Here is a 24,959-nt window from a genome sequence, read left to right on the forward strand (position 1 = left end):
GAACGAAGTCGACCCCGGATGTTCATCCACCCCCTCTAGGGTGACGTCACTCAGGACCGGTCCGCCGGCGATGGACCGGATCCGGTTGCCGCGATCCCGCGAGGGGTGCCGGCCGGCAGTCGCCTCGCCCGTTCGCGGTCGCTCCCCCGAGGCCGCACGACCGCGGCTGGAGTCAGCATGGCGCACCCCCTCACCCCCACGCAGCACCTCCCCTTCGCGCACGGCGGCGGCGCCGTCGTCGGGATGCTCTCGACCTTCCCGCCGACCCGCTGCGGCCTCGCCACCTTCGCCCAGTCGCTCGGCGACGCGCTGGCCGCGGAGCACGGCGCGACGATCCACACCGTCCGGGTGATGGACGAGCTCGCCGTGCCCGGCTCGGCCGTCGGCCGGAGTGTCGTCGCCGAGCTCGTCGCGGGCGACCCGGCGAGCATCGCGCACGCCGCGGCGGAGCTCAGCCGCAGCGATGTCGCCGTGATCCAGCACGAGTACGGCATCTACGGCGGCCCGGACGGCGACGAGGTCCTCGCGCTGATGGAGCAGCTCACGGTCCCCGCGATCGTCGTGCTGCACACCGTCCTCGAGACCCCCAGCGACTCGCAGCGCTCGGTGCTGGAGCGGGTCGCCGCCCTCGCCGACGCGGTCGTGGTGATGACGGCCGTCGCCGCCGAGATCCTCGAGCGCCGCTACTCCGTCGACACCCGCAAGGTCGGCGTCGTCGCCCACGGCGTGCCGGTCTGGACGGGCGGCGCCGAGCGCACCGCGCCGCGCGCCGACTCCGGCGACACCCCGCAGATCATCACCTGGGGCCTGATCGGCCCCGGCAAGGGCATCGAGTGGGGGATCCGCGCCACGGCGCTCCTCCGCGACGCCGGCGTCGACGCCCGCTACACGGTGTTCGGGCAGACGCACCCGAAGGTCGTGGCCTCGCACGGGGAGGCGTACCGCGAGTCGCTCGCCGCGCTCGTCGCCGAGCTCGGTCTCGGCGACCGGGTCGTCCTCGACGGCCGCTACCTCGACCCGGCCCAGCTCGCCGCCGCGGTCGCGGAGGCCGACGCGGTGCTGCTCCCCTACGACTCCCGCAACCAGGTCACCTCCGGCGTGCTGGTGGAGGCGCTCGCCGCGGGGCGCCCCGTCGTCGCGACCGCGTTCCCGCACGCACTCGAGCTGCTGACCGCGCCGCGCGGCCGCACCGTCGCGCACGAGGACCCAGCGGCGATGGCCGACGCGCTGCGGGAGGTGCTCGACGGCGTCGCGGGGGCCGCGTCCGACGCCACGGGGCCGTCCGCCACGGAGCTGCCCGCCACAGGCCTGTCCTCGGAGGCGCTGTCCTGGCCCGCCGCGGCCGGCCGCTACCTGGACCTGGTCGAGCGCCTCCGGGTGGAGCGCGCGGCGTGACCTCCCGAGCGGACGGCGCAGCGCCGGTCCTCTCGACCGCACTCCCCTACTCCCACCTCGACGCGCTCACCGACGCGGGCGGGCTCTTCGAGCACGCGCTGCTCGACGTGCCGCGGCGCGAGCACGGCTACTGCGTCGACGACGTGGCGCGCGCGCTGATCGTGGTGGCGCAGGAGCCGGAGCAGTCCGAGGTGACGCGGCGGCTGACCGAGCAGTACCTGCGCTTCCTCGAGCGCGCGACTGCCGCGGACGGCACGGTGCGCAACCGCGTCTCGGCCGAGGGCGACTCCCCGGAGGAGCCGTCGCTCGGCGACTGGTGGGGCCGCGCCGTCTGGGCCGCGGGCGTCGTCGCGGCGCGGGCGGAGCTGCCGCTCAGCCGGCACCGCGGGATGCGGCTGTTCCAGCGCCTCGCCGCCCAGCGCTCGCCGCACCTGCGCGCGATGACCTCCGCCGTGCTCGGCGCCGTCGAGGTACTCGAGGCGCATCCGGAGAGCGCTGCCGCCGCGCAGCTCGTCGCGGACGGCTCGTCGCTGCTGCACCACGCGGCCGAGGCCGACTGGCCCTGGCCCGAGCCGCGGCTGCGCTACGCGAACGGCTGTCTCCCGGAGGCGCTGCTCGCGGCCGGCGCGGCTCTCGGCGATCCCGTGCTGCTCACCCGCGGCTTCCACCAGCTGGCGTTCCTGCTCGCGCTCGAGTCCGGCGAGAACGGCCTGTCGGTCTGCGGAGTCGCCGGCCGCGGCCCCGGCGAGACCGGCGCGCTCTTCGACCAGCAGCCGATCGAGGTCGCGGCGCTCGCGGCCGCCTGCGCCCGCGCGCTGACGATCGAGGAGGACCCGCTCTGGCGCGACGGCCTGGCCGCGTGCTGGGCCTGGTTCCGCGGGGTCAACGACTCCGGGACCGTGATGATCGACCCGGTCACCGGCGCCGGCTACGACGGCCTGACGCCGACCGGCCGCAACGAGAACCGGGGCGCGGAATCGACCATCGCCGCCCTGCACACCTCGCTCGTCGTCCGCCGCGCGGAGCCCGCGCAGGCGGCCGCGGCGTGACGCCCGTCCTGGGCACTCTGCGCGTCGGGATGCTCGCGCCCGTCGCCTGGCGCACGCCGCCGCGGCACTACGGGCCGTGGGAGCGGGTGGCGAGCCTGCTCACCGAGGGCCTGGTGCGCCGCGGGGTGGACGTGACGCTGTTCGCGACCGGCGACTCCGCCACCGCGGGCCGGCTCTCGAGCGTCGTGCCGGAGGGCTACGCCGAGTCCGGTGCCGACGGGCGGGTCCAGGAGTCGCTGCACATCGCGCACGCGCTCGCCCGCTCGCGGGAGTTCGACCTCGTGCACAACCACCTCGACTGGCTGCCGCTCGCGCTCGCCGCGCAGTGGCCGGTGCCGCTGGTGACGACGGTGCACGGCTTCTCCGGCCCGGGCATCCTGCCCGCGTACCGCGAGGCGCTGCGGCACCCGCTGACCGCGAACCTGGTCTCGATCTCGGAGAGCGACCGCTCGCCCGAGCTGGACTACGTCGCCACGGTGCACCACGGGATCGACCTGTCGGAGCTGCCGTACTCAGCGCAGCCCGGCTCCGACGACCTGGTGGTCCTCGGCCGCATCCACCCCGACAAGGGCACGGCAGAGGCGGTGCGCATCGCCGCCGGCGCGGGCCTGCGCCTCGTGATCGCGGGCATCGTGCAGGACGAGCGCTACTGGCGCGAGGAGGTCGAGCCGCACGTCGACGGCGACCGCGTGGTCTACGCCGGCTCGGTCGGGCCGGCCGAGCGCGCGGCGCTGCTCGGCTCGGCGGTCGCGCTGCTGCACTCGATCGGCTTCGACGAGCCGTTCGGCCTGTCGGTGGTCGAGGCGATGGCCTGCGGCACCCCCGTGATCGCGTACCGGCGCGGATCGATGCCCGAGATCGTCGACGAGGGCGTGAGCGGCTTCGTCGTCGACTCGGCGGCGGAGGCGGTCGCCGCGGTGCCGCGCGCCCGCCGGCTCGACCGCGCGCGGGTCCGCGAGACGGCCGTCCGCCGCTTCGCCGTCGAGCGGATGGTCGACGACTACCTCCGCGTGTACGCACGGGTGCTGGGACGCTGACCCCCGCGCCCCCCGCGAGATGCCACTTGTGACGCGATTCCTCGGCGTGTCGGGCTCATAAGTGGCATCTCGCGCGGAGGGTGTCGAGGTGCCTCCGATCGCGATCCGCCCCTACGCCGAGTCCGACGCCGCCGGTACCCTGGCCGTCTTCCTCGCCGCCGTCAACGAGACGGCCGCCGCCGACTACTCCCCCGAGCAGATCGGCGCCTGGGCCGGCGAGCGCGATGTCCCGACGTGGCACGCCGCGATGCTGGCGCGGAACGCCTTCGTCGCCACCGTCGACGGCGAGCTCGCCGGCTTCTCGGACGTCAGCGCCGACGGCTGGATCGACATGATGTTCGTCGCCCCGCGCTTCCTCCGCCGCGGCGTCGCGACCCGCCTGCTCGCCGAGGCGGAGTCGCAGGCACGGGACGCGCCGGAGCTGTCGGCGGACGTGAGCATCACCGCGCGCCCCTTCTTCGAGCACCACGGCTTCGTCGCGGTCACCGAGCAGCACCCGGTGCGCGCGGGCGTGGAGCTGGTGAACTGGCGGATGGTGAAGCAGCGCGGGTGAGGCGCGGCGCGGATCAGGCGCCACCGGCCTCCGGTCGGACATCGACGCGTCTATCGTCCGTCCATGCGAGTGGGCGTCTACATCGATGGGTTCAACCTCTACTACGGAGCGCGCCGGATCTGCGGCCGCGGCACACCGGGGTGGCGCTGGCTCGACCTGCGCGCACTCGCCGCGGGCCTCCTCACCGGTCCCGGCGCAGGATGGGGTGCGGTATCGAGCACGCGCATCGTCTTCTGCACCGCACGCGTCAGCGGGGCCTCTCATCCGCAGGGGCAACGCGATCAGGACACCTACCTCCGTGCACTGCAGCGGCATGGATCCATCGACGTCCTCGCTCTCGGGAGCTACGTCTCGCGGGTAGCGACCGCTCCACTCGCGACGCCGGACCGACGCGGGCGACCGGTCCTCAGCACCCCCTCCTGGCCGCTGATGATCAGGGACCGGGACGGAGCCGACGCCCCAGGAGCCACCTTCATGGCCTCGATCGCCCGACGGGAGGAGAAGGGATCCGACGTGAACGTCGCCTCGCACCTCCTGATCGATGTGCTGGAACGCTCGGTCGACGCCGCCGTCGTCATCAGCAACGACAGCGATCTCGAGTTCCCCATCCGCGAAGCGCGTCGTCGAGTGCCGGTCGGGGTGGTCAACCCCACTCCCGCCTACCGCGCCGGCGCGCTCGCGGGAGAACCCGGCGAGGGTGCGGGCGGTCACTGGTGGTACGAGCTGACCGACCACGACCTTCGGAGTTCGCAGCTTCCCGAGCGGATCGACAGGCTCTCCCGACCAGACGGTTGGTGACAATCCGGCGCCACGTCGCCGCCCGCAGGCGGCGTTCGGCTATGCTTTTCGAATACCACCCGGCCCCTCTGGGGCCGGGTTTTCTCTTTGTCTCGAGCGGAGGACGCCGGGTCAGGCCGTCTCGGGCGCCCGCAGCGTCGGCGGCACCAGGCCCTCGGCCGCCAGCAGGCGGGCCGCGCCGAGGGTTGCGAGGTCGTCGCCGTGCGCGCCGATCAGCTGCGCGGCCAGCGGCAGGCCGGACGTCGCGCCGAGACCGATCGGGAGCACCGTCGACGGGCCCATGGCGAGGTTCGCCAGGCAGCTCCAGCGGCCGATCGCCCGGCGGTCGGCCTCGGCGAGCGGGAACGCGGGCGCCGCGAACGGCACCACCGGCGCGAGCACGACGTCCACCCCGGCGATGGCCCGCTCCCACTCCGCGCGCAGCCGCAGCTGCTCGTCCCAGTCGGCCCACACCTGCGCCACAGGGGCGCCCGGGCCCCCGGGGTAGCTGATCTCGTGCAGGACCAGCCGGTCGAACAGCGCCTCGGCCTCCGCGGTGCCGAGCACGGACGGCCCGAGATCGACCACCGTCGCGCCGGCGGCGCGCAGTCGCTCGGCGAGAGCGGCGAGCGCCGCCGTCGTCTCGTCGTCGACCGGTGCGCTCTCCTCCGCGAGCCACAGCCCCACGGTCAGCTCGCTCAGCCGGGAGAACCGCGGCTCGGGCAGCGCCAGCCGCCACGGTCCGGAGGAGACCGACCCGGCGAGCACCGCGAAGAGCGCCGCGGTGTCGTCGGCGCTCCGGGCGATCGGCCCGGCGGCGGACGCAGAGGGCTCGAGCCGGGTGCCGACCGGCGAGGGCAGGTGCCCGCGCTTGGAGATCACTCCGCTGCTCGGCCGGTGCCCGCAGACGCCGTTCCAGGCGGCCGGCACGCGGATCGACCCGGTCAGGTCGCTGCCGAGGTCGCCCCAGGACAGGCCGGACGCGACCGCGGCGGCGGACCCGCCGGAGGAGCCGCCCGCCGTCAGCTGCGCGCCCCACGGATTGACCGCCCGGCCGTGCAGCGCGCTCGCGGTGTCGAACGAGTCGAGGAACGGCGGCACCGCCGTCTTGCCGAGGATCACGGCGTCGGCGGCCCGCAGCGCGGCGACCGCCGGGGCGTCCGCGACGGAGCGGTGCACGCTCTCGGCGGTGCCGACGCTGCCGTCGAGCCCGGCGACGTCGAACGAGTCCTTCACCGTGAGCGGGACGCCCGCGAGCGGCCCGAGCGGCTCCCCCCGCCGGCGGCGCTCGTCGACCGCGGCGGCGGCGCGGAGGACCGCCTCCTCGTCCCACGCCACGACCGTGCCCGACTGCGCGGCGACCGCGGCGAGCCGATCGGCGGCGACCTCGACGGCCGACACGGCCCCGACGGCGAGCGCGGCGCGCAGCTCGGCGATGCTCCCGACGCTCACGCCCCGGTGCTCACGACCGCTGCCCGCTTCAGCAGGTGCCCCGCCGCCGCGTCCGCCGCGAGCCGCGCGACGCACGCCTCGAAGTCGCCGAGGACGACGGTGCTCGACGAGGACAGCATCAGGTTGAACGGCGCGCCGAAGTTCTCGACCGTGAAGCCGTCCGCGTCGGTGAAGCCGCCCGCGCCGTCGGGGGTGACCGGTCCGAAGAAGTCGCGGGTGCGCTCGACCGCGGTCGCCCCGTCGGAGGCGTAGACGTAGCTGGCCTTGCCGCGCGCGACCGCGTAGCCGACCTCGAAGCAGGTGCCCGCGTCGGGGTCCGGCCCCCGGAAGTGGTTGAGGTTGGCGAGGATCGCGTCGGCGCGCTCGATCATCGCGATGTTGTTCGCGTAGATCAGATCGGCGAGCGCCTCGCCCTCGAGCGCGGGCCCCTGGTCGGCGTCGGCCTGATCGGCGTCGGCGCCCTTGTCCAGCGGCGAGATCGGCTCGAGCCCGTAGCGGCGGCAGGTGGCGCGCATCCGCTCGGCGAGGGCCGGCCCGTCGGGTGCGAAGACCTCGAAGCCGGCGAGGTAGACGCCGACAGTGGGCGTGGCGGTGGGCGTGGTGGTGGCGGGGGTGGTCATGGCGGTGCCTCTTCCGTGATCGCGACAGCAGGATCGGGAATGTCGCGATGACGAGGAGCCCCGCCTGTCGTTTTTCCCGTGCCCGTCGACACTATGCGGCGACGGATCACCGACTCGTTTCGCCAGGTTTCGGGCGCGTAAACCTTCCGTCGTCGGTTCGTCGGGGCGCGCAGGGGCCGCATAGGGTCCTTCGGAAACGGTCCCCCTGATCCGTCGCCCGCGGCCGTCCCGCCGCTGCCCCGCCGCTGCCCCGCCCCGCCCGAGGAGTCCCGCCGTGCCCGAGTCCACGCCCCTGCACCGCCTCAGCGGTGCCTGGCGTCTGGGCACCTGGCGGCTCTCGAACTCGCGCGCGCCCGCCGCGGGCTGAGCCGGCACCACCCCTCCTCCGCGCACCGACGGCTCCGTCGTGCGCGCTCCCGACCGCGCCCTGCCGCGGTCCGTCGCGGACGCCTCCAGCGCGCCCGCACCTCCTCTCGAGCGCCCCGCGCTCCCCTCCCCGTGAAGGTCGTCATGCCCGCACCCCTGCTCCGCCGCGCTCCCCGCGCCGTCCTCGCCCTCCTCGCCGGCGCCTGCACCGTCGGCCTCCTCGCCGGCTGCGCCGGCTCCGACAGCTCCGCGTCCGAGGGCGGCGGCACCCAGGCCGCCACCCTCCAGCTGGGCTGGATCGCCAACGTCGAGAACATGGGCCCGTTCATCGGCGAGCGCGACGGCGACTACGCCGACGCCGGCGTCGACATCACGATCACGCCCGGCGGCCCGAGCACGACCGTCGAGCCGCTCGTCGCCAGCGGCAAGGCGCTCGTCGGCCTCTCCTCCGCCGACGTCGTCGCCCGTGCCCGCAACGAGGGCGCACCGCTGGTCATCGTCGGCGCGACCCTCCAGGTCAACCCGATGAGCATCATGTCGCTCGCCTCGTCGCCCGTGAACACGCTCGACGACCTGGTCGGCTCGCGCCTGTGCATCCAGACCTCGGGCGTCTCGATCATGGACGGCATCCTCACCGCCAACGACATCGAGCCCTCGGACGTCGAGTACGTGACGGCCGACTTCGACCCGTCGCCGCTCGTCGCGGGCGACTGCGACGCGTTCGTCTCCTTCCTCAACAACCAGCCGGTCACCCTGAAGCTGCAGGGCATCGACACCGTCGCCTTCCCGCTGAGCGACTACGGCTACGAGGCGTGGGGCAACGTGCTCTTCACCACGGAGGAGGCGCTCGCCGACGAGACGCAGCGCGCCGCCGTGAAGGCCGTCGTCGAGGGCACCATCGCCGGCTGGACCACCGCGCTCGCCGACCCCGACGACGCGGCCGCCTACGTCGTCGACGGACCCGGCAAGAGCCAGAACCTCGACCTCGAGCAGCAGAAGCTCGCCGCGGAGGCGTTCGTCCCGCTCGTGCAGACCGCCGAGACCGAGCAGAACGGCCTCCTCACGATGAGCCCCGAGGGCATCGCCGCGAACATCGCGACCCTCGAGGGCCAGGGCGTCGAGGGCGACCTCGACTCGCTCTTCGACACCTCGATCCTCGACGAGATCCACGCCGGCTGACGCCGCGCCCACCCTTCTCCACCGACACGCTCCTCCTGAAAGCGAGACCTCCCATGCCCGTGCACTTCTCCGAAGACCCCTGGACCCGCGTCACCTCCGTCCGCGGCTACCCCGCCGACGAGCTCATCTCGACCCTGCAGAAGTCGATCCGCCGCGGCGACACCCAGCTCGCGCTGCTCGTCGGCCGCGAGATGTTCGAGTCCAGCGCCGACCTCGAGGAGATGATGTGGGCCCGCCTCAACGTCGTCTCCTGCGAGGACGTCGGCGACGGCAGCTACTCCGAGCCCGTCGTCGTCAACAGCCTCTACCTGATGCACCAGCGCCTCGACCGCTCGTTCGGCGACCGCTGGCTGTTCGCGACCCACGCCATCCGCTTCCTCTCCGAGCGCACCAAGGACCGCACCTCGGACGAGCTCGCGAACCTGACCATGCACCTCATCAACGCGTCCGAGAAGCCGTTCGAGATCCCGGAGTACGCGCTCGACGTGCACACCCGGCGCGGCCAGCTCGCCGGCCGCTCTGTCGACGACTTCTGGGGCGATGGCGGCGGCTCGGAGCTGGTCAACGAGGTCGCGGGCCGCGACAGCGCGCTGAAGGACGAGATCCTCCGCCTCCGCGCCGCCGGGGAGTGGAAGGCGTGACCCTCGGCCTCTCCGCCGCGGGCGTCGTCAAGGAGTTCGACGTCGGCCGCGGCACGGTGCGCGCGCTCGACGGCGTCGACCTGGAGACCCGGGAGGGCGAGTTCACCGCCCTCCTGGGGCCCTCGGGCTGCGGCAAGTCGACGCTCCTGCGGATCTTCGCCGGTCTCGAGGGCGTGAGCGGGGGCGTCGCGCAGCTGCACGGCGCCGACCCGGAGCGCGCCCGGATCGACCACCGCGTCGGAGTGGCGTTCCAGGACTCGGCGCTGCTGCCCTGGCGCAGCGCCGCGTCCAACATCGCGCTCGCCTACGAGGTGTCGGGGCGGCGCACCGACCGCGCCGCGATCGCCGCGCTGATCGAGCTGGTCGGCCTGACCGGCTTCGAGAAGGCCAAGCCCGCGCAGCTCTCGGGCGGCATGCGCCAGCGGGTGTCCCTCGCCCGCGCGCTGGCCATGGAGCCGGACGCGCTGCTGCTCGACGAGCCGTTCGGCGCCCTCGACGAGGTCACCCGGCACCGGCTGAACCTCGAGCTGCAGCGGATCTGGACCGAGCGCGCCACCACGACGCTGCTCGTGACCCACAGCATCAGCGAGGCCGTGTTCCTGGCCGACCGCGTCGTGCTGATGGCGGCGCGACCGGGCCGGATCGTCGAGATCGTCGACATCGACCTGCCGCGCCCGCGCACCGCGGAGCTGCAGCAGACACCGGAGTTCCACGCCTACTGCGACCGGCTCTCCCGCGGCCTGTTCGGCGAGACGATCGCGGCGGGAGTGCCGCGGTGACGGCGCTCGCCCCGCCGGAGCAGCCGAGCACCCGCACCAGCGCCGTGCTGATCCGACGTCGGCCGCGCGGCCTCGCCGGCCGCGTGGTCCCGATCCTCGGGCTGATCGCGCTGTGGTGGCTCGTCGCGCTCGCCGCCGCTCCCCTGCGCGTCGTCCCGACGCCGTGGGCCGTGGTGGCGGCGTTCGTCGACGACCTGTCCGTGCTGCCGATGAACGTCGGCGCGACCCTCGCGAACGCGGGCATCGGCTACGTCGTCGGCAACGCGGTCGCCGTGCTCGCCGCGATCCTGTTCGTCCAGGTCCCGTGGACCGAGCGGGTGCTGCTCCGGATCGCCGTGATGAGCTTCTGCGTGCCGCTGGTGGCGATCACGCCGATCCTGGTCGTGGTCTTCCCGGGCGACATGCCCAAGCAGATCCTGGCCGGGCTGTCGGTGCTGTTCACCACGCTCGTGTCCTGCCTGCTGGGCCTGCGCTCGGTGAACGGCGCGACGGTCGACCTCGTCCGCTCGATGGGCGGCTCGGACCGCGTGGTGCTGCGGAAGGCGCGGCTGACGGCGATGCTCCCCGGCCTCTTCGCCGGCCTGCAGATCGCCGCGCCCGCCGCGATCCTCGGCACCATCCTCGGCGAGTACCTCGGCGCCTCCCGCGGCCTCGGCGTGATGCTGGTGCAGGCGCAGTCGTCGTTCCAGGTGCCGCGGACCTGGGCGGTCGCGCTGACGATGTCGGCGCTGGCCGGGCTCGTCTACTTCGCGGCGGGACTGATCGGCCGCGCCGCCACTCCGTGGGTCTCGCGCGACGTCTCGACCGCGGTCGGCCAGAGCATCGCGACCGCGTCGGGACTGCGCGGCGGCCGGAGCGCCGTGACGGCGCTCCTCGGGCTGCTCGGCTCGATCGCGGTGGTCGTCGCGGTCTGGTGGGGCGCGATCCTGGCGTTCGGCCTGTCGCCGTACTTCGCGAAGACGCCGCTGGACGTGCTGACCCACCTCTTCGCGGATCCCGACGCCGCTGCGAACCGCGGGATCGTCCTCGACGGCCTGGCGATCACGCTCCGCGACGCCGGGGTCGGCTACGTCATCGGCACCGCGCTCGCCTGCCTCGTCGCGGTGGGGATCGTGCTGTCGCGCTGGGTCGAGCGCACGGTGCTGCCCGCCGCCGTGGTGATGCGCTCGATCCCGCTGGTCGCGATGACCCCGCTGCTCGCCCTCGTCTTCGGGCGCGGGCTGCTCGGCGTGACGGTGATCGTCTCGCTGGTGACCTTCTTCCCGACGCTGGTGAGCGTCGCGGCCGCCCTGCGCGCCGCGCCGGTCCTCGCCTGCGACCTCGTCGTCTCGATGGGCGGCTCGACCGCGATGGTGACCCGCAAGGTCCGCCTGCTCTACGCCCTGCCCGCGATCTTCGCCTCGGCCCGCATCGCCGTCCCGGGCGCCTTCGCCGGTGCGACGCTGGCGGAGTGGCTCGCGACCGGCGAGGGTCTCGGCAGCATGCTCGTCCGCGACTACGCGGCCTCGCGCTTCAGCGCGCTGTGGTCGGAGACGGTGGTCGTCGTCGCGGTCGCCGTCGCGCTGTACGCGCTGGTGAGCGTGGTGGAGCGGCCCGTGGTGCGGCGCTTCGCGGCCGGGCAGGGGTGAGGGGCCGGGGGCGGATCGGGTGAGGGCCTGACGCCCCCCAACAGGGGGACCCTCTGCCGGTGCCCATTGCCGAGGCGGTGGCCGTCTCGCTAGCTTTCGAGCACCGATCCGTTCCCCTGTCGACCCCGACACCCCGCCCGCGACGCCGCGGCCGCGAGGGAGGAGGGATCGCGACGAGGGACCGGAGCGGCCCGATCCGCCCTCTCGAGAAAGGCGACACGATGTCGTCATCGCTCCACCTCTCCTGCACGCCGACCGCCGCGGTGGTGGCACTGTGAGGGCCCCGCGCCGCTCACGGGTCGCCCTGATCGCCGCCGCGGTGATCGCCGGCACCGTCGGCCTCACGCCCGCCCTCAGCGCCGCCGCCGCCCCGACCGCCTCGACGGACGTCACCTGCACCGACGGCGCTCCCGTCAGCGCCGTCGTCGCCGGCGACACCGGCGGCCCGGTCGCCGGCACGGGGGCCACGAACCTCGGACTGGCCGTCAACGGCACGACCGCCACCCAGACGACCGTCCCGGCCACCGGCGGACCCTTCGCCTTCGCCCCGGTGCCCGTCAAGACGGGCGACCGCCTCGTGGTCTGGGCCGGCAGCTCGGCCAACGTGCAGTACACCTACGACGTCACCGCCGCGTCCTGCGACGACGGGTCGACGCCCACGCCGACCCCGACCGCCACCGGCACCCCGACGGCCACGCCGACCGCGACGCCCACGGCCACTCCGACCGCGACTCCGACGGCCACGCCGACCGCGACCCCCACCGCCACGCCCACGGCGACCCCGACCGCCACGCCGACCGCGACTCCCACGCCCGGTAGCCCCGTGGTCGTCACCCGCATCGCCGGCGTCGACCGTCAGGACACCGCCGCGAAGGTCTCGGCCGCGACGTTCAAGGCGAACGTGCCGGTCGTCTTCATCGCCACCGGCGGCAACTTCCCCGACGCCCTCGCCGCGGCACCCGCCGCCGCGAAGCAGAACGGCCCGCTGCTGCTGGTCGACCAGGACTCGATGTCGCAGCCGGTCCGCGACGAGCTGCGCCGCCTCAAGCCGAGCAAGATCGTCGTCGTCGGCTCGAACCTGAGCGTCAGCGACCGCCTCGTGACCGAGCTCGCCGCCTACGCGAAGACCGGCGAGGTCCAGCGCATCGGCGGCGTCGACCGCTACGACACCGCGGCGAAGCTCGTCGAAGCGGCGTTCCCGAAGGGCTCCTCGCAGGCGTGGCTCGCCACCGGTGAGAAGTTCCCCGACGCCCTCGCCGCGGCTGCCGCGGCCGGCTCGGTCCGGGCGCCCGTCCTCCTGGTGAACGGCGGACTCAGCGCCGTCGACGACACCACCCGCTCCCTGGTGCAGGGCCTCGGCGTCAAGAAGCTGACCATCGCGGGCGACCCGCTCTCGGTCAGCACCGGCATCGAGAACTCGTTCCGCATCACGCCGATCCGCATCGGCGGCGTCGACCGCTACGACACTTCGGTGCAGCTGAACCGCGCCGCCTTCACGGCCGCGTCGACGGTCTACCTCGCCACCGGCGAGAAGTTCCCCGACGCCCTCTCCGGAGCGGCCGCCGCCGGCTTCACCCGCAACCCGCTCTACACGGTGAAGCCCGACTGCGTCCCCCAGCCCGTCCTCGACGACATCAAGAGCCTCGGCGCCACCAGCGTCGTGCTGCTCGGCGGCACCGGCACCCTGTCCGACGGAGTGGCGAGCCTGACGGCCTGCCGCTAGCCGCCCGCCGCCCACCCGGCCGCTCACTCGCCCGAGAAGGCTCGTTCCCCACCGCGAGAACGAGCCTTCTCGGGCGAGTCACTTCCTGGCGCTGCACAGCTATCGACCCCCTGTCCGCTTCCGGACACGTCCGCAAGCGGCTCTTCCGTCGGCGGCCGCGCGGCGTCAGACTCGACCGATCCCCTCTGCGTCCGCGGCAGCGCCACTCCCGCATCCACTTCAGGAGCCCGCCCGTGAGCACGAGCGCACCCCAGGCCTCCGCCGCGACCGAGGCCGAGACCGAGACCGGGACCGACGGAGCCGAGACCGCAGCCGCCGCCCGCCGCCCGCTCCGCGCCTGGCTGAGCGAGGGCTCCTACGGCCCCACCGATCTCACGCGGCGCGGCGTCCTGCTGGTCGTCGTGTCGGTCCTCGCCGTGCTCGTGCCGGTGGTGACCCTCACCCTGCTCGACGTCGACTCGCACGTCTCGCTCAAGGTCTGGATACTGGCCGTCACCGTGATCGCGCTGCTCGGGGCGCTGCTGCGCGTCGTCGCCGACATGCGGCCGGGCCCCCGCAGCGACCTCGACCGGGCCGGCAAGGCGGTCGGGGCGGTCGCCGCGCTGTTCACCGCGCTCGCGGTCATCATCGACTGGAGCCTGCTGCATCTGTAGCGGGGCACGCTGAGGGATCCGCGCTCAGGACTCGGGCAGGAACCGCACCGGCGGGTCCGCGATGGACAGCCCCGACTCGCGCAGTGCCGCCTCGACGGCGGCGTGCTCGCTCTCGGGGGCGGCGACCTGGACCTTGTCGACGCCGTCCGTCTGCGTGCCGTCGCTGCTGTCGGAGAAGCCCGTCACGCCGTGCCGCTCCAGAGGCTCGGCGAGCAGGGCGGCGTAGCGCTCCTGCTCCCCGGACCGGACCAGCGCGCTGATCGTCCAGCTGAACAGGGTCGCCCCGCCGACCGCGAGACCGGTCGCGGCCACCGCCGCCAGGGAGAGCCGCCATCGCCTGGTCCTGCGACCAGGGTGCCTCGCCGGCGCCCGTCCCGCCAGTGCGGGAAGCCGCGCTCGGGCGAACGCGGGGTGAACGGACGTCGCCGGGCACAATGGGACGGTGCCGCCCACCCCCGCCGACCCGCGTCCGGATCCGCAGCCGGACCCCGCCGCCGACCCGCGCGACGACCTGCCCGGCGACGGCCGCGACGAGACCGAGAACGAGCGGCTCGACCGCAACTGGAGCGAGATCCTGCAGGAGCTGCGGGTCATCCAGACCGGGACGCAGATCCTCACCGGGTTCCTGCTGGCGATCGCCTTCCAGCAGCGCTTCGAGGACCTCGACCTCTTCCAGACCGACGTCTACCTGGTGCTGATCAGCGGCTCGGTGCTCGCGACCCTGCTCGGGCTCGCGCCGGTCAGCCTGCACCGCGAGCTGTTCCGCCGCCGGGCGAAGCGGACGCTGGTGCGCGCGGCCGACGTCCTGCTGCGGCTGACGCTGATGGCGGTGGCGCTGGTGCTCGTGGGGACGGTGCTGCTGATCTTCGACGTCGTCACGACGCGGCCGCTGGCGATCACGATGGCGTCGATCACGGCGGTCCTCATCGCCGGGATCTGGCTGGCGCTGCCGTGGCGGATCCGGCGGCGCGGGTAACCACACGGCGGTTGCAGGGGGGTGGATCTCGAGACGCCCGCTGCGCGGGCTACTCGATCAGCATGAAGGCGCGGATCTACTTGGAAGAGACACGGGCCGGCCGGCATGCCGGTCGAGCAGCGCGCAGCGCGTGTCGAGACCCGTATCGGCGCAGGATGACGGACGCGCGGCGCGCGCCCCGCCCGGGCCGACCGCGCCGTCGCGCCAGTCGTCCGCCCATCGCCGCCAGCGCCGGGGCTTGCGCCCGCCCCGTCGCTCCGCAACGCCACCGCCCCGCCCGCCGCGCGCGGTGGCGGCTCGTCCCCCACCGCTCCCCCGTGCTGACCGCGACGTCACGCTGATCCCGCGGTCCGCCGCCACCACCAGCACCCGCCCGCAGCACGCCGGTCGCGCCACCGCCCCCGCGCACCGCCATCGGCGACCACTCGGCGCTGAGCGCACCCTGCACACCACCTGAGAGCACGTCACCGGATTGGACCCGCGCGTGCCCAATCCGGGGGTCAAGGCGCCTCGACCCGAAACGTATCTTGATGCCTGCTCCACCCGGACCGCCCGCCGGAGCAGCCCGGAGGGATCGGATCATGACGGAAGTGCGCGCGCTCGCCCGCCACCGTCACCCCACTCCGCAGACCCCGACCTCGGCAGCACCGCGCCCGCTCGCCCTGACGCTGATCCTCGTCCTGCTCGCCGCCGTCCTCGTCGTCCTGCCCGCGCCGCGCGCGGAGGCCGCCACCGTCCTGCTCCAGGAGGGCTTCGGCGGCACGAGCGTCGTCGACCCCGCCTGGCAGGCCCTCGACAGCGCCTGCATCACCCGCGCCACGACGGCGCCGCCCGCCGGCACCTCGACCCTCGGCGTCTGCGCCAACCGCACGCAGGCTCCCGCCGCCGCGACCACCCCCGGCTTCCTGCAGCTCACCGACACCCGCACCAACGCCAAAGGCGGCGCGGTCTTCAACCGCCCGATCCCCGCGACCGGCGGCCTCGACGTCCAGTTCGACCAGTACCAGTACCAGGCGGCGCTCGGCCTGCAGGGCGCCGACGGCATCGGCTTCTTCCTCACCGACGGCTCGCGCAGCCTCACCGCGGCGGGCGCTCCCGGCGGCTCGCTCGGCTACGGCCAGTCCACGACCGTCGACGGCGTGAACGGCGGCTACCTCGGCATCGGCCTCGACGTCTTCGGCAACTTCTCCAGCACCGGCGGCGGTCTCGGCGCGGGCTGCGCCACCCCGCCCACTCCTCCGGGCACGACCGCCAACCGCATCGTCGCCCGCGGCCCCGGCCAGGGCAAGACCGGCTACTGCTACATCGCGGGCACCGCCCCGCCCGGAACACTCGCCTCCCTCCGCCCGACCGTCAACCTCAGCGACACGGGCGCCCCCGGCACCGGCGCCGGACGCACCATCCGCGTCACCGTCTCGTCGGCCGCGTTCCCGGTGGTCACCGTCTACTACGGCGCCACCGCCGGCATGGCCGCCGCCTCGCTCACCCAGGCGCTGCAGTTCACGATGACCACCGCCGCCCCCTCCACCTACAAGCTCGGCTTCACCGCGTCGACCGGCGGATCGAGCGACACCCACCTGATCCGCAACGTCTCGGTCTCCTCCATCAACGACCTCGACGACATCTCGCTCGTGAAGCAGATCGACCGCACCACGACCCAGCCCGCCGCCTACAACGAGGGCTCGGTCATCCCCTACCAGTTCGTCGTCACGAACGGCTCGGTCACCGGCACGCTCAGCGGTGTCGCCGTCTCGGACCCGAAGGTGCCGACCGTCACCTGCCCGACGACCACCCTCGCCCCACTCGCGTCGGTGATCTGCACCGGCTCGCACACCGTGACGGCGGCCGAGGCGGTCGCCGGGAACCTCGTCAACACCGCGACGGCCTCGGCCACCAAGACGACTCCGGGCCAGACGACCGTCACCGTCACGAGCCGCACCGCGACCGTCACCGCCCCGATCAGCACGCCCGCCCCCGTCATCACCCTGGTCAAGTCCGGCGCCCTCACCGACACCAACGGCAACCAGCAGGCCGACGTCGGCGAGCAGATCGTCTACACCTTCCGCGCCACCAACACCGGCAACGTCACGCTGCAGAACGTCGCCGTCACCGACACGAAGGTCGCCTCGATCACCCCGGCGACCGCGACGATCGCCCCCAGCGCGCAGGCCGTCTTCACCTCCGCCGCGTACACGGTGACCCAGGCCGACATCAACAGCGGCACCGCGATCCCCAACACGGCCACGGTCACCGGCCGCACCCTCGCGGCGAGCCCCACGACCGTCACGGCGAGCTCGAGCACCACCACGCCCATCCGCTACGCGCCGGCCCTGACGCTGACCAAGAACGGCACGCTCAACGGCGCCGCCGCGATCGGCTCGACGATCTCCTACTCCTTCACCCTCGTGAACACCGGCAACGTGCCGCTGACGTCCGTCGCGATCGCCGACCCCAAGGTCACCGTGGTCTACGGAGCCTGGCCCGGCACCGCCGGCCAGCTCGGCATCGGCCAGCAGGTCACCGCGACCGCCAGCTACCCGCTGACCCAGGCCGACGTCGACGCCGGCTCGGTCGTCAACACCGCCACCGCGACGGGCACCCCGCCCACCGGCGCCGCCGTCACCAGCACCGCCACCCGGACGATCACGCTCACCCGCGCCGCCGACCTCGCCTTCACCAAGACCGCCAACCCCGCCTTCATCAGCACCGCGGGCACCGTCGTCACGTATACCTTCCGCGCCACCAACACCGGCAACACGACCCTCACCAGCGTCGGGATCACCGACCCGAAGTCCGGCCTCTCGGCGCTGACCTTCAGCTGGCCCGGCACCGCCGGCCGGCTCACGCCCGGCCAGGTCGTCAGCGCGACCGCCACCTACACGACCACCGCGGCGGACGTGACGGCCGGCACGATCTCGAACACCGCGACCGCCACCGCGACACCGCCGACCGGCTCCGCGATCACCCGCACCGCCTCCGTCACGATCTCGGTGATCCCCGATCCGCTGCCCGACGCGGCGACGGTCGTCCAGGGCGGCTCGGTCGTCGTCGACGTGCTCGCCAACGACGGCGCCGCGGCGACCGGCGCGACCTTCTCCCGGGCCCAGCTCTCGGCGACCCCCAAGGTCGTCGGAGGCGCCGCCACCCCCGCCCCCGCGACCCCGGTCTCCGGCTCGGTCACCTGCGTCGACAGCGGCGCCACCCGCGGGCAGTGCACCTACCGCCCGATCGCCGCCTTCGTCGGCACCGACGTCTTCGACTACGCGCTCTCGGGCACCTACGGCACCTGGAACGTCCGCGTCACGATCACCGTGACCGCGCTCAACCACGCGCCGATCGCCCGCCCGGACCGCGCCGTCGCGACCGCCGGAGGCCCCGCCGTCACCGTCTCGCCGCTCGCCAACGACACCGACGAGGACGCGGGCACCACGCTGACCCTGAGCGCCGTCGGCACCGCGAGCAGCGGCACCTTCTCCTGCACGGGCGCGACCTGCAGCTACACGCCCGCCGCGGCCTTCACCGGCACCGTGCCGATCGCCTACACCGCGAGCGACGGCGCGCTCACCGCGATCAGCACGATCACCGTGTTCGTCGATCCGGCACCGCTGGTCCCCCGCGGCTTCACCGACACCGACACGACCAGCGGAGCGATCGGCCTCGGCGCCTGGACCCGCTCCTCCGTCGTCGCCACCCCCGTCGCGAGCTGCACCGCGAACCGTCCGAGCACGCTCGTGAGCTGGTCCGCCGCACCCGGCGCCACCGGCTGGACCCTCGAGCGCCGCCTGGCCGGAGCGACGCCCGGCGCCTGGACCGTCGTCGCGACGCCCGCGGCCAGCGCCACCTCCTTCACCGACGACCGACTCGGCGAGGGCCGCAGCTACCAGTGGCGGGTCCGACCCGACCTGCAGCGCTGGCTCGGCACCGCGTCGGCCCCCTCGACCGCCGTCGCGCAGCCGGCCGTCGCCACCGCGAGGGGCTGCTGATGCCGCGGCCGCCTCGCCCCACGAACCCTCCCACCCGTCCTGCACACGCCCGCGTGAGGGAGACCAGGCCCGCACCGGGCACCCATCTGAAAGGAACCGTCATGACCGCCACAGCCTCCACCGAGAACGACTCCCGCAAGCGCGCCCCCTGGAAGAGGATCGCCCTCACCGGCGGTGTCCTCCTCGCTGCGGGCGCCCTCGCCGGCGCCGGCGCCTTCGCCGTCTTCACCGACTCCGGCACCGCGGTCGGCAACGTCGACGCCGGCCAGACCGACATCAACGTCACCGGCGGCTTCACCGTCACCGACATCGCGCCCGGCGACACGATCCAGCGCCCGCTGACCCTCGTGCTCCCGAACGCGACCAACGACGGCGACCTCGTCTCCACCGTGCGCTTCTACCAGGACGTCACCTCGGAGACCGCCGGCACCGACGACCCGCTGCTCGCCGGCCCCGGCGAGTCGCTCGTCACCGGCACGGACGGCCTGAACTACCGCCTGCTGACCTGCACCGTCGCGTGGACGACCGCCGCGACCGCCCCCGCGGTGAACGGCCCGTACACCTGCGCCGGGACCACGACGACGACCGGCAGCGGCAAGCTGTCGACCATCGGCGGAGTCGCCAACGCCGCGAACTTCACGCCGGCGAACTTCGGCCTCACCCCCACGGCGACCGGCACCTTCCCGTCGGACGCCGGCGACGTCTCGCTGAACACGCTGATCGAGCTCGTGCTGCCCACCGCGGCCGACAACGACTACGAGAACGCCGCCGCGCAGATCACCTTCACCGCCGCCGCGATCCAGCGCGCCGGCATCCAGAAGTAGCCGACCGCTCCCGCCCCGGCGCCGTGCCCGCCCGCACGCGCGGCCGGGGCGGGAGCACCTCCTCCTTCTTCCTCCTCCTCCTCCTCTTCTTCCCCTCGGAGCCCCATGCCAGCCCTGCGCGCGATCGGCGCCGTCCTCGCGGCGGTCCTCCTCGCGCCCGCGGTGTCCGCGGCGTCGGTCGCTCCGCCCGCCGCCCTGCTCGACGTGCGCGAGCTGACGGCTCCCGCCGCCCTCACCGGCCTCGCCCCCGGCGACACCACCGAGTGGGCCGCCGAGGTCACCAACGTCGGCTCGTCGGCGCACCAGGTGTCGGTCGCCTTCGCGGTCGACGGCGGCGACGCGCTCGCCACCGATCCGCGCGCCGGTCTCCAGCTGGACGTCGACCTCTGCCCCTCCGCCTTCACGATCGACGACGTCCTCGTCGCCGACGGCCGCTCCGTCGAGCGCTACCTCTGCCCCGAGGGCGTCGAGCCGATGGGCACCGGACCGGCCGCGTCGCTCGGCCGGCTCGACGGGTCCCGGGCGCTCGACCGCGGCGAGACCGTCGGCGTGCGGGTCCGGGTGAGCTTCCCGGCCGGCTCCGGCAACGCGCTCGAGAGCACGTCGGCCGCCCTGCGCGTGCTCGTGCGCGAGACCGGGGCGATCGACGACTCCGGCGCTCCCGGAGGCGGCCCTTCCGGGAACGGCGCGGACGACGAGGGCGCCTCCGGGAACGGCGCCCTCGGGAACGGCGGCCCGGGGAACGGCCTCGCCGTCACCGGCCGCGACGTCGGCGCCGCGCTGCTCGGCGGCCTGCTCGCCCTCGGCGCCGGGCTTCTGCTCGCCGCCACCGGCCGCCGGCGGAAGGAGGCTCGGTCGTGAGCAGCACGGACAGGAGCGACGCAGTCGTGAGCGGACCCGTCGCGAGCAGACCGGTCGTCGCGGGCCTCCGCCGCCTCCTCGGCCTGGTCGTCGCGCTCGTCGCGCTCGCCGGCGTCGCCGTCTTCGTCGCGTCCGCCCTCGGCGTCGTGCGCCTCGTGCCCGTGCTCTCGAACTCGATGGCGCCGGACATGCCCGTCGGCTCGCTCGCCGTCACCCTCCCCGTCGACCAGGCCGCGGTGCGCGCCGGCGACGTGATCGTCTTCACCGACCCCGACGTGCCCGAGCGCCGGGTGATCCACCGCGTCACGCTCGTCTACTCCGACGCCGAGGCCGCCGAGCTGCGCGGCTGGTCGCCGGGGCTCCTCGCGCTGACCACCAAGGGCGACAACAACCCGCAGGCGGACCCGTGGATCGTCACCATCGCGGATCAGCGGATCTGGCGCGAGGAGTCGGTCGTGCCGCTGCTGGGCTGGCCGAGCATCGCGCTCGCGCAGCCCCAGGCGCGCTTCGCGTTCTTCGCGGTCGGCGGCGCGCTCGTGGTCGGCGCCGTGCTCGTCGTGATCTGGCGCCGGCCGACGGAGGTGCGGTCGTGAGCGGCACGGTGGCGATCGGCACGCCCGCGACCCGCGCGCACGGCCGTCGGCGCGCGGTCCCGACCCGCCGCCGCTCCCGCGCACCGCTCGCCCTCGCCGCGGCGATCGCGCTGGTGCTCGGCGCCGGCGCCTCCGCGTCCGCCCTGTTCCTCGACCGCGCGACCGCCGGCGCCCAGGTCGGCGCGGGCACCGTCGTCGCCGAGTTCGACGCCACGGGAGTCACCACCGTGCAGGTCCCCGTCGCCGATCTGCTGCCCGGCGGCACGGCCCGGCGCCTCGTCGACCTCACCAACGCCGGCACCGTCTCGATGGGCGCCCTGCAGCTCGAGTCCGCCGCGACGACCGTCGGCGCGAGCGCCTCCGACGGCCTGCAGCTCGCCCTCGAGCGCTGCTCGGTGGCCTGGTCGTCCGACGCCGCGACCTGCCCCGGCACGACGACCACCGTCGCGGCCGACCGCCCCGCCACGGCCCGCATCGACCTGCCCGCCTCCCCCGCCTTCGCCATCGGAGCGACCGATCACCTCCGCCTCACCCTGCGGCTCCCGGAGTCGTCCCCGTCCGCCGCGCAGAGCACCTCCGGCACCCTGACCCTTGCCGTCCTCGGCATCCAGGCACCGGGCAAGCACCGCTGACGCCGCCGCCGACCATGCTGGTCGAGTAGCCCCGAAGGGGCGTATCGAAACCCGCCCTCCCCAGCACGGCGGGCCCGGCGACCCCACTCCAGGCGTCGCCGGATCTCGATACGCCCGCTCCGCGGGCTACTCGATCAGCATGGAGGGACGCGAGCTCCGCACAACATCAGCTGAGAAGGGGTGCCCTCCGCTGACAGAGGAGGCTCACCCGTCTCAGCTGATGTTCTGCGGCACCCACCACCGCCTGCACGCCCCCTGCCGGTCGAGCAGCCCCGACAGGGGCGTATCGAGACCCACCGCGACCAGGTCGGCAAGCCTGCAGACCTCACCTCTCGGCGCCGCCGGATCTCGGTGCGCCCGCTCCGCGGCCTGCTCGATCAGCAGGGGGGCTGCAGGGTCGCGAGCGCCTCGTCGAAGCTCTCCGCGGAGGCGAGCACGCCCTCCGGGCCGATCGCGATCCAGCGGCCGCGGTCGCGCAGCAGCAGGCCGAGCTCCTCGGACGGCCGGCGGCGGGTGCGGCGCAGCTCGAGGACGAACGCGCCGGGACCGGTCTCGCGGATCTCCGGCGTCCGGCGATCGGGCAGTCTCAGCGGTACACGCTCCACTCCTTCTTCATCACGCGGGTCTCCTGGCCGTCGACCGCGACGATCCAGGCGCCGTCGGTCTTCGCCAGCACGCGGCCGCGCAGATACTGCGGCTCCCAGCCGTCGGCACGGTGCACCCACTTCACGAAGCGGGCGAACCGGCCCGGCATCACATCGTCTCTGGACATCTGGTCCTCCCCGTCGTCGGGGCCGCGCCCGCAGCCGTCGCGGGACGACGGAGTCTCCGGATGCGGCCGGATGACAGGACTGTAGGACGCGCTCAGCGGCCAGGAGGAGACCCTTGACGGAATCGCCGGCGTGGGCAACAGCTGTCGGGAAGCGCCGCACTCAGCGCCCGAGCAGCCCCAGGACGCGCCGCTTGAGCGGGTGCAGGCGGTACGCCGCGTACCGCACCGCCGGGTGGGCCAGCGCGCGCAGCCGCCGCGGCAGCGTGCTCCGCGCGGCCACCGCCTCCGCGTAGATCGCCGCCTGGGTGCGCGCCGCCGCCGCGAGACTGAAGCGCTCGACGACCACCTCGCGCCCGAGCGCTCCGAGCCGCTCCCGCAGCTCCGCGTCGGCCGCGAGCGGCGCGAGGATCCCGGCGAGGCGCCCCGGCCCGTCGACGCCGTCGCCGAGCGAGTACCAGCCGCCGTCGAGGAAGAACGGCAGCGACTCCGGCGTCAGCAGCCGCCAGAACGCCTTCTCGCCCTGCACGACCAGCGGCTTCGCGAACGCCATCCCCCGCAGCGCGCTGCTGCCCATGCCGAGCACGATGTCGGCGACCGCGTACGCGTCGCGCGGGTCGAGCATCTGCCCGGTCAGCGTCACCAGCTCGCGCGAGCGCCCCGCGTTCACCCTGTCCGCCGCGGCCTGCAGCTCGCCGCGGACCGGGCCGTCGCCGACGACGATCAGCCGGAGCCGCGGCCCCTCCTGGCCCCGCTCGGCGTCGAGCCGCCCGACCGCCTCGATCGCCGCGAGGATCCCCTCGCGCTTGAGGTCGACGACCAGCCGCGCCACCGTGACGACCGCGATCTCGCCGTCCTGCACGTCGAAGCGCTCCCGCAGCTCCGCCGTCCGCTCGGCGTCCGCGACCGGCGCGTTCAGCTCGGCGTCCACCGGCGGCTCGATCAGGTGCAGCGTCGGCCGGCGCCGCGACTCCTCCTCGAGCAGCTCGACCACGCCGACGATCATCGGGAAGGCAGCCGGCACGAAGTCGGGCACCTCCGGGGAGAGCACCGTGGTCACCACGGGCACGCCGTCGATCAGGTGCGGCCCGAAGGCGGCGTCCATCGTCGGCGCCCACTCGTAGGCGTGGATCAGGTCGATCCGCCGCTCGTGGACGAGGCGCCGCAGCCGCGCCATGCTCCGGAAGGACAGGCGGGGCCCCTTCTCCGGCGCCTCCTCCCAGTCCAGCCCGAGCTCGGCGACCAGCGGGCGCAGATCGCCGTCCGGCCCGTAGACCACCGCCTCGTGGCCGAGCGCGGCCATCCGCCCGGCGAGCTCGATCCCGTTGATCTGGCTGCCGCCGACCTCCATCGTGTGCAGGCAGGTGAGGATGCGCATCAGACGGCCGGAGCGGGAGACGCGGCCGGGGTGGACGGGGCCGCCTGAGCCTGCGCCTGCGCCGCGACCTGGCGGCGGGCCTCGTCGATCGTCGCCAGCACCGAGACGACCTCGTGGTGCGGGTGCACCGGCGACTCCACGAGCCCCGCGGCGACATAGGAGGCGAACGCCGTCGCCTGGAAGGACAGCGCACCGTAGGGCCACGGCCCCTCGTCGGTCCAGACCTCCGAGTCCTGCCCCGAGCTCATGCTGCCGAGCGTCAGCGTCACGCCGCTCGGGCCGAAGAACGGGCTGTGCACCGCGAGCCGCCCCTCCGAGCCGAGGACCATCGCCTCGACCGGCAGCGACGTCTGGAGCGAGGTCGACAGCAGCGCGCGGGCGCCGGAGCCGGTGGTCAGCAGCAGGTCGGCGCTCGCGTCGACGCCCGTGCCCGGGTCGACGGTCCCGGAGGCGACGACCGAGACGGGCGCGCCGAGCACCGAGGACGCGAACGAGATCGGGTACACCCCGGCGTCGAGCAGCGCGCCGCCCCCGAGCTCCTTCGCCCAGAGCCGCCCGGTCGGATCGACGGGGACGGAGAAGCCGAAGTCGGCGGTGACCAGGCGGAGCTCGCCGAGCACCCCGCTCTCGACGACCTGGCGGATGACGTCGGCCTGGGGCAGGTAGCGCGCCCACATCGCCTCCATCACCAGCAGGCCGGCGGCGCGGCCCGCGTCGGTGATCTCGCGCGCCTCGTCCGCGGACATCGCGATCGGCTTCTCGATCAGCACGTGCTTGCCGGCCGCGATCGCGGCGAGCGCCTGCGCGCGGTGCAGCGGGTGCGGGGTCGCGATGTAGACGGCGTCGATCCCGGCGTCGGCGACCAGCTCCTCGACCGTCGCGTGCACCGTCGCGATGCCGTGCTTGTCCGCGAAGGCGCGCGTCTTCTCGGCGTCCCGGGCGGTGACGGCGACGGCGCGCTGCACCGAGCGCGAGTGGATCGCGGCCACGAAGGCGTCGGCGATGCCCGTGCCGATCACTCCCCAGCGCAGGGCGGGGACGGAGGCGGGGTCGATCGTTCGCGGAGCGGGGAGGGTCACGGGCACCGCTGC

24 protein-coding genes are annotated in these 24,959 nt (G+C 74.4%); 17 read left to right on the forward strand and 7 right to left on the reverse strand.

The window, feature by feature from the left end:
- Nucleotides 1-177: 177 nt before the first annotated feature.
- The 5 genes from MT353_RS12765 (at nt 178) to MT353_RS12785 (ending at nt 4,832) form a co-directional block, all read left to right on the forward strand.
- Entirely contained in the window at nt 178-1,395 is a 1,218-nt protein-coding gene (locus MT353_RS12765; RefSeq protein WP_243624717.1) for a glycosyltransferase, read from the forward strand.
- Nucleotides 1,392-2,444 carry a glycosyltransferase gene (locus MT353_RS12770; protein WP_243624718.1) on the forward strand — a complete coding sequence of 351 codons (1,053 nt, stop codon included), beginning with the start codon at nt 1,392-1,394 and terminating at the stop codon, nt 2,442-2,444. Before MT353_RS12765 ends, MT353_RS12770 begins: the two co-directional genes overlap by 4 nt.
- On the forward strand, nt 2,441-3,481 hold the full coding sequence (locus MT353_RS12775; protein WP_243624719.1) for a glycosyltransferase family 4 protein: 1,041 nt from the start codon (nt 2,441-2,443) through the stop codon (nt 3,479-3,481). Before MT353_RS12770 ends, MT353_RS12775 begins: the two co-directional genes overlap by 4 nt.
- Nucleotides 3,482-3,569: 88 nt before the next feature.
- Nucleotides 3,570-4,034 carry a GNAT family N-acetyltransferase gene (locus tag MT353_RS12780; protein WP_243624720.1) on the forward strand — a complete coding sequence of 155 codons (465 nt, stop codon included), beginning with the start codon at nt 3,570-3,572 and terminating at the stop codon, nt 4,032-4,034.
- Nucleotides 4,035-4,508: 474 nt separating this feature from the next.
- Nucleotides 4,509-4,832: a hypothetical protein gene (locus tag MT353_RS12785; protein ID WP_243599688.1), complete on the forward strand. Its 324-nt coding sequence runs from the start codon at nt 4,509-4,511 to the stop codon at nt 4,830-4,832.
- Nucleotides 4,833-4,943: 111 nt separating this feature from the next.
- Here MT353_RS12785 and MT353_RS12790 read toward each other — a convergent pair whose 3' ends face one another.
- Both MT353_RS12790 and MT353_RS12795 read right to left on the reverse strand, forming a co-directional pair.
- Nucleotides 4,944-6,263 carry an amidase family protein gene (locus MT353_RS12790; RefSeq protein WP_243624721.1) on the reverse strand — a complete coding sequence of 440 codons (1,320 nt, stop codon included), beginning with the start codon at nt 6,261-6,263 and terminating at the stop codon, nt 4,944-4,946.
- Nucleotides 6,260-6,883 carry a nucleoside 2-deoxyribosyltransferase gene (locus tag MT353_RS12795; protein ID WP_243599686.1) on the reverse strand — a complete coding sequence of 208 codons (624 nt, stop codon included), beginning with the start codon at nt 6,881-6,883 and terminating at the stop codon, nt 6,260-6,262. Before MT353_RS12795 ends, MT353_RS12790 begins: the two co-directional genes overlap by 4 nt.
- A 510-nt stretch (nt 6,884-7,393) precedes the next feature.
- On the opposite strand from MT353_RS12795, the gene MT353_RS12800 reads away from it, so the two are divergent.
- The 6 genes from MT353_RS12800 (at nt 7,394) to MT353_RS12825 (ending at nt 13,852) form a co-directional block, all read left to right on the forward strand.
- Entirely contained in the window at nt 7,394-8,428 is a 1,035-nt protein-coding gene (locus MT353_RS12800; protein WP_243624722.1) for an ABC transporter substrate-binding protein, read from the forward strand.
- A 53-nt stretch (nt 8,429-8,481) separates the two neighbouring features.
- Nucleotides 8,482-9,069 carry an AAA family ATPase gene (locus MT353_RS12805; RefSeq protein WP_123444462.1) on the forward strand — a complete coding sequence of 196 codons (588 nt, stop codon included), beginning with the start codon at nt 8,482-8,484 and terminating at the stop codon, nt 9,067-9,069.
- Nucleotides 9,066-9,848 (forward strand): ABC transporter ATP-binding protein, encoded by a 783-nt coding sequence (locus MT353_RS12810; RefSeq protein WP_243581452.1) that lies wholly within the window; start codon nt 9,066-9,068, stop codon nt 9,846-9,848. Before MT353_RS12805 ends, MT353_RS12810 begins: the two co-directional genes overlap by 4 nt.
- Nucleotides 9,845-11,476 carry an ABC transporter permease gene (locus MT353_RS12815; protein WP_243624723.1) on the forward strand — a complete coding sequence of 544 codons (1,632 nt, stop codon included), beginning with the start codon at nt 9,845-9,847 and terminating at the stop codon, nt 11,474-11,476. The genes MT353_RS12810 and MT353_RS12815 overlap by 4 nt, the downstream gene beginning before the upstream one ends.
- 274 nt (nt 11,477-11,750) lie before the next feature.
- The gene (locus MT353_RS12820; protein ID WP_243624724.1) at nt 11,751-13,199 is read left to right on the forward strand and encodes a cell wall-binding repeat-containing protein; all 1,449 of its coding nucleotides are present in this window, start codon (nt 11,751-11,753) and stop codon (nt 13,197-13,199) included.
- 233 nt (nt 13,200-13,432) lie between these two features.
- Complete coding sequence (locus MT353_RS12825; protein WP_243624725.1) at nt 13,433-13,852, forward strand: hypothetical protein; 420 nt, start codon at nt 13,433-13,435, stop codon at nt 13,850-13,852.
- Between the two features lie 24 nt (nt 13,853-13,876).
- Here MT353_RS12825 and MT353_RS12830 read toward each other — a convergent pair whose 3' ends face one another.
- A complete protein-coding gene (locus MT353_RS12830) occupies nt 13,877-14,164 on the reverse strand; it encodes a hypothetical protein (RefSeq protein WP_243624726.1) in 288 nt (95 codons plus the stop codon).
- A 130-nt stretch (nt 14,165-14,294) separates the two neighbouring features.
- Between MT353_RS12830 and MT353_RS12835 the strand changes: the two genes are divergently transcribed.
- From MT353_RS12835 to MT353_RS12860, 6 genes are all read left to right on the forward strand, one after another.
- Nucleotides 14,295-14,828, forward strand: a complete 534-nt coding sequence (locus MT353_RS12835; protein WP_243599675.1) for a DUF6328 family protein — start codon at nt 14,295-14,297, stop codon at nt 14,826-14,828.
- Nucleotides 14,829-15,409: 581 nt separating this feature from the next.
- The gene (locus MT353_RS12840) at nt 15,410-18,811 is read left to right on the forward strand and encodes an Ig-like domain-containing protein (protein WP_243624727.1); all 3,402 of its coding nucleotides are present in this window, start codon (nt 15,410-15,412) and stop codon (nt 18,809-18,811) included.
- 101 nt (nt 18,812-18,912) lie between these two features.
- The gene (locus MT353_RS12845) at nt 18,913-19,635 is read left to right on the forward strand and encodes a TasA family protein (protein ID WP_123731715.1); all 723 of its coding nucleotides are present in this window, start codon (nt 18,913-18,915) and stop codon (nt 19,633-19,635) included.
- Between the two features lie 105 nt (nt 19,636-19,740).
- Nucleotides 19,741-20,496 carry a sortase gene (locus tag MT353_RS12850; RefSeq protein WP_243624728.1) on the forward strand — a complete coding sequence of 252 codons (756 nt, stop codon included), beginning with the start codon at nt 19,741-19,743 and terminating at the stop codon, nt 20,494-20,496.
- Nucleotides 20,493-21,089: a signal peptidase I gene (locus MT353_RS12855; RefSeq protein ID WP_243599672.1), complete on the forward strand. Its 597-nt coding sequence runs from the start codon at nt 20,493-20,495 to the stop codon at nt 21,087-21,089. Before MT353_RS12850 ends, MT353_RS12855 begins: the two co-directional genes overlap by 4 nt.
- Complete coding sequence (locus MT353_RS12860) at nt 21,086-21,721, forward strand: peptidase (RefSeq protein WP_243599671.1); 636 nt, start codon at nt 21,086-21,088, stop codon at nt 21,719-21,721. Before MT353_RS12855 ends, MT353_RS12860 begins: the two co-directional genes overlap by 4 nt.
- 377 nt (nt 21,722-22,098) lie before the next feature.
- On the opposite strand, the gene MT353_RS12865 is transcribed toward MT353_RS12860, so the two are convergent.
- The 4 genes from MT353_RS12865 to MT353_RS12880 all read right to left on the reverse strand — a co-directional run bounded on the left by MT353_RS12865 (nt 22,099) and on the right by MT353_RS12880 (nt 24,953).
- Nucleotides 22,099-22,326 carry a hypothetical protein gene (locus tag MT353_RS12865; RefSeq protein ID WP_123444448.1) on the reverse strand — a complete coding sequence of 76 codons (228 nt, stop codon included), beginning with the start codon at nt 22,324-22,326 and terminating at the stop codon, nt 22,099-22,101.
- A complete protein-coding gene (locus MT353_RS12870; RefSeq protein WP_123734602.1) occupies nt 22,308-22,493 on the reverse strand; it encodes a hypothetical protein in 186 nt (61 codons plus the stop codon). The genes MT353_RS12865 and MT353_RS12870 overlap by 19 nt, the downstream gene beginning before the upstream one ends.
- 160 nt (nt 22,494-22,653) lie before the next feature.
- Nucleotides 22,654-23,868, reverse strand: coding sequence for a glycosyltransferase (locus MT353_RS12875; protein WP_243624729.1), 1,215 nt, complete (start codon nt 23,866-23,868; stop codon nt 22,654-22,656).
- The gene (locus MT353_RS12880; RefSeq protein ID WP_243624730.1) at nt 23,868-24,953 is read right to left on the reverse strand and encodes a Gfo/Idh/MocA family protein; all 1,086 of its coding nucleotides are present in this window, start codon (nt 24,951-24,953) and stop codon (nt 23,868-23,870) included. The genes MT353_RS12875 and MT353_RS12880 overlap by 1 nt, the downstream gene beginning before the upstream one ends.
- Nucleotides 24,954-24,959: the final 6 nt, after the last annotated feature.

This window comes from Rathayibacter sp. VKM Ac-2927 (assembly GCF_022815525.1).
Taxonomy (GTDB): Bacteria; Actinomycetota; Actinomycetes; order Actinomycetales; family Microbacteriaceae; genus Rathayibacter; species Rathayibacter festucae.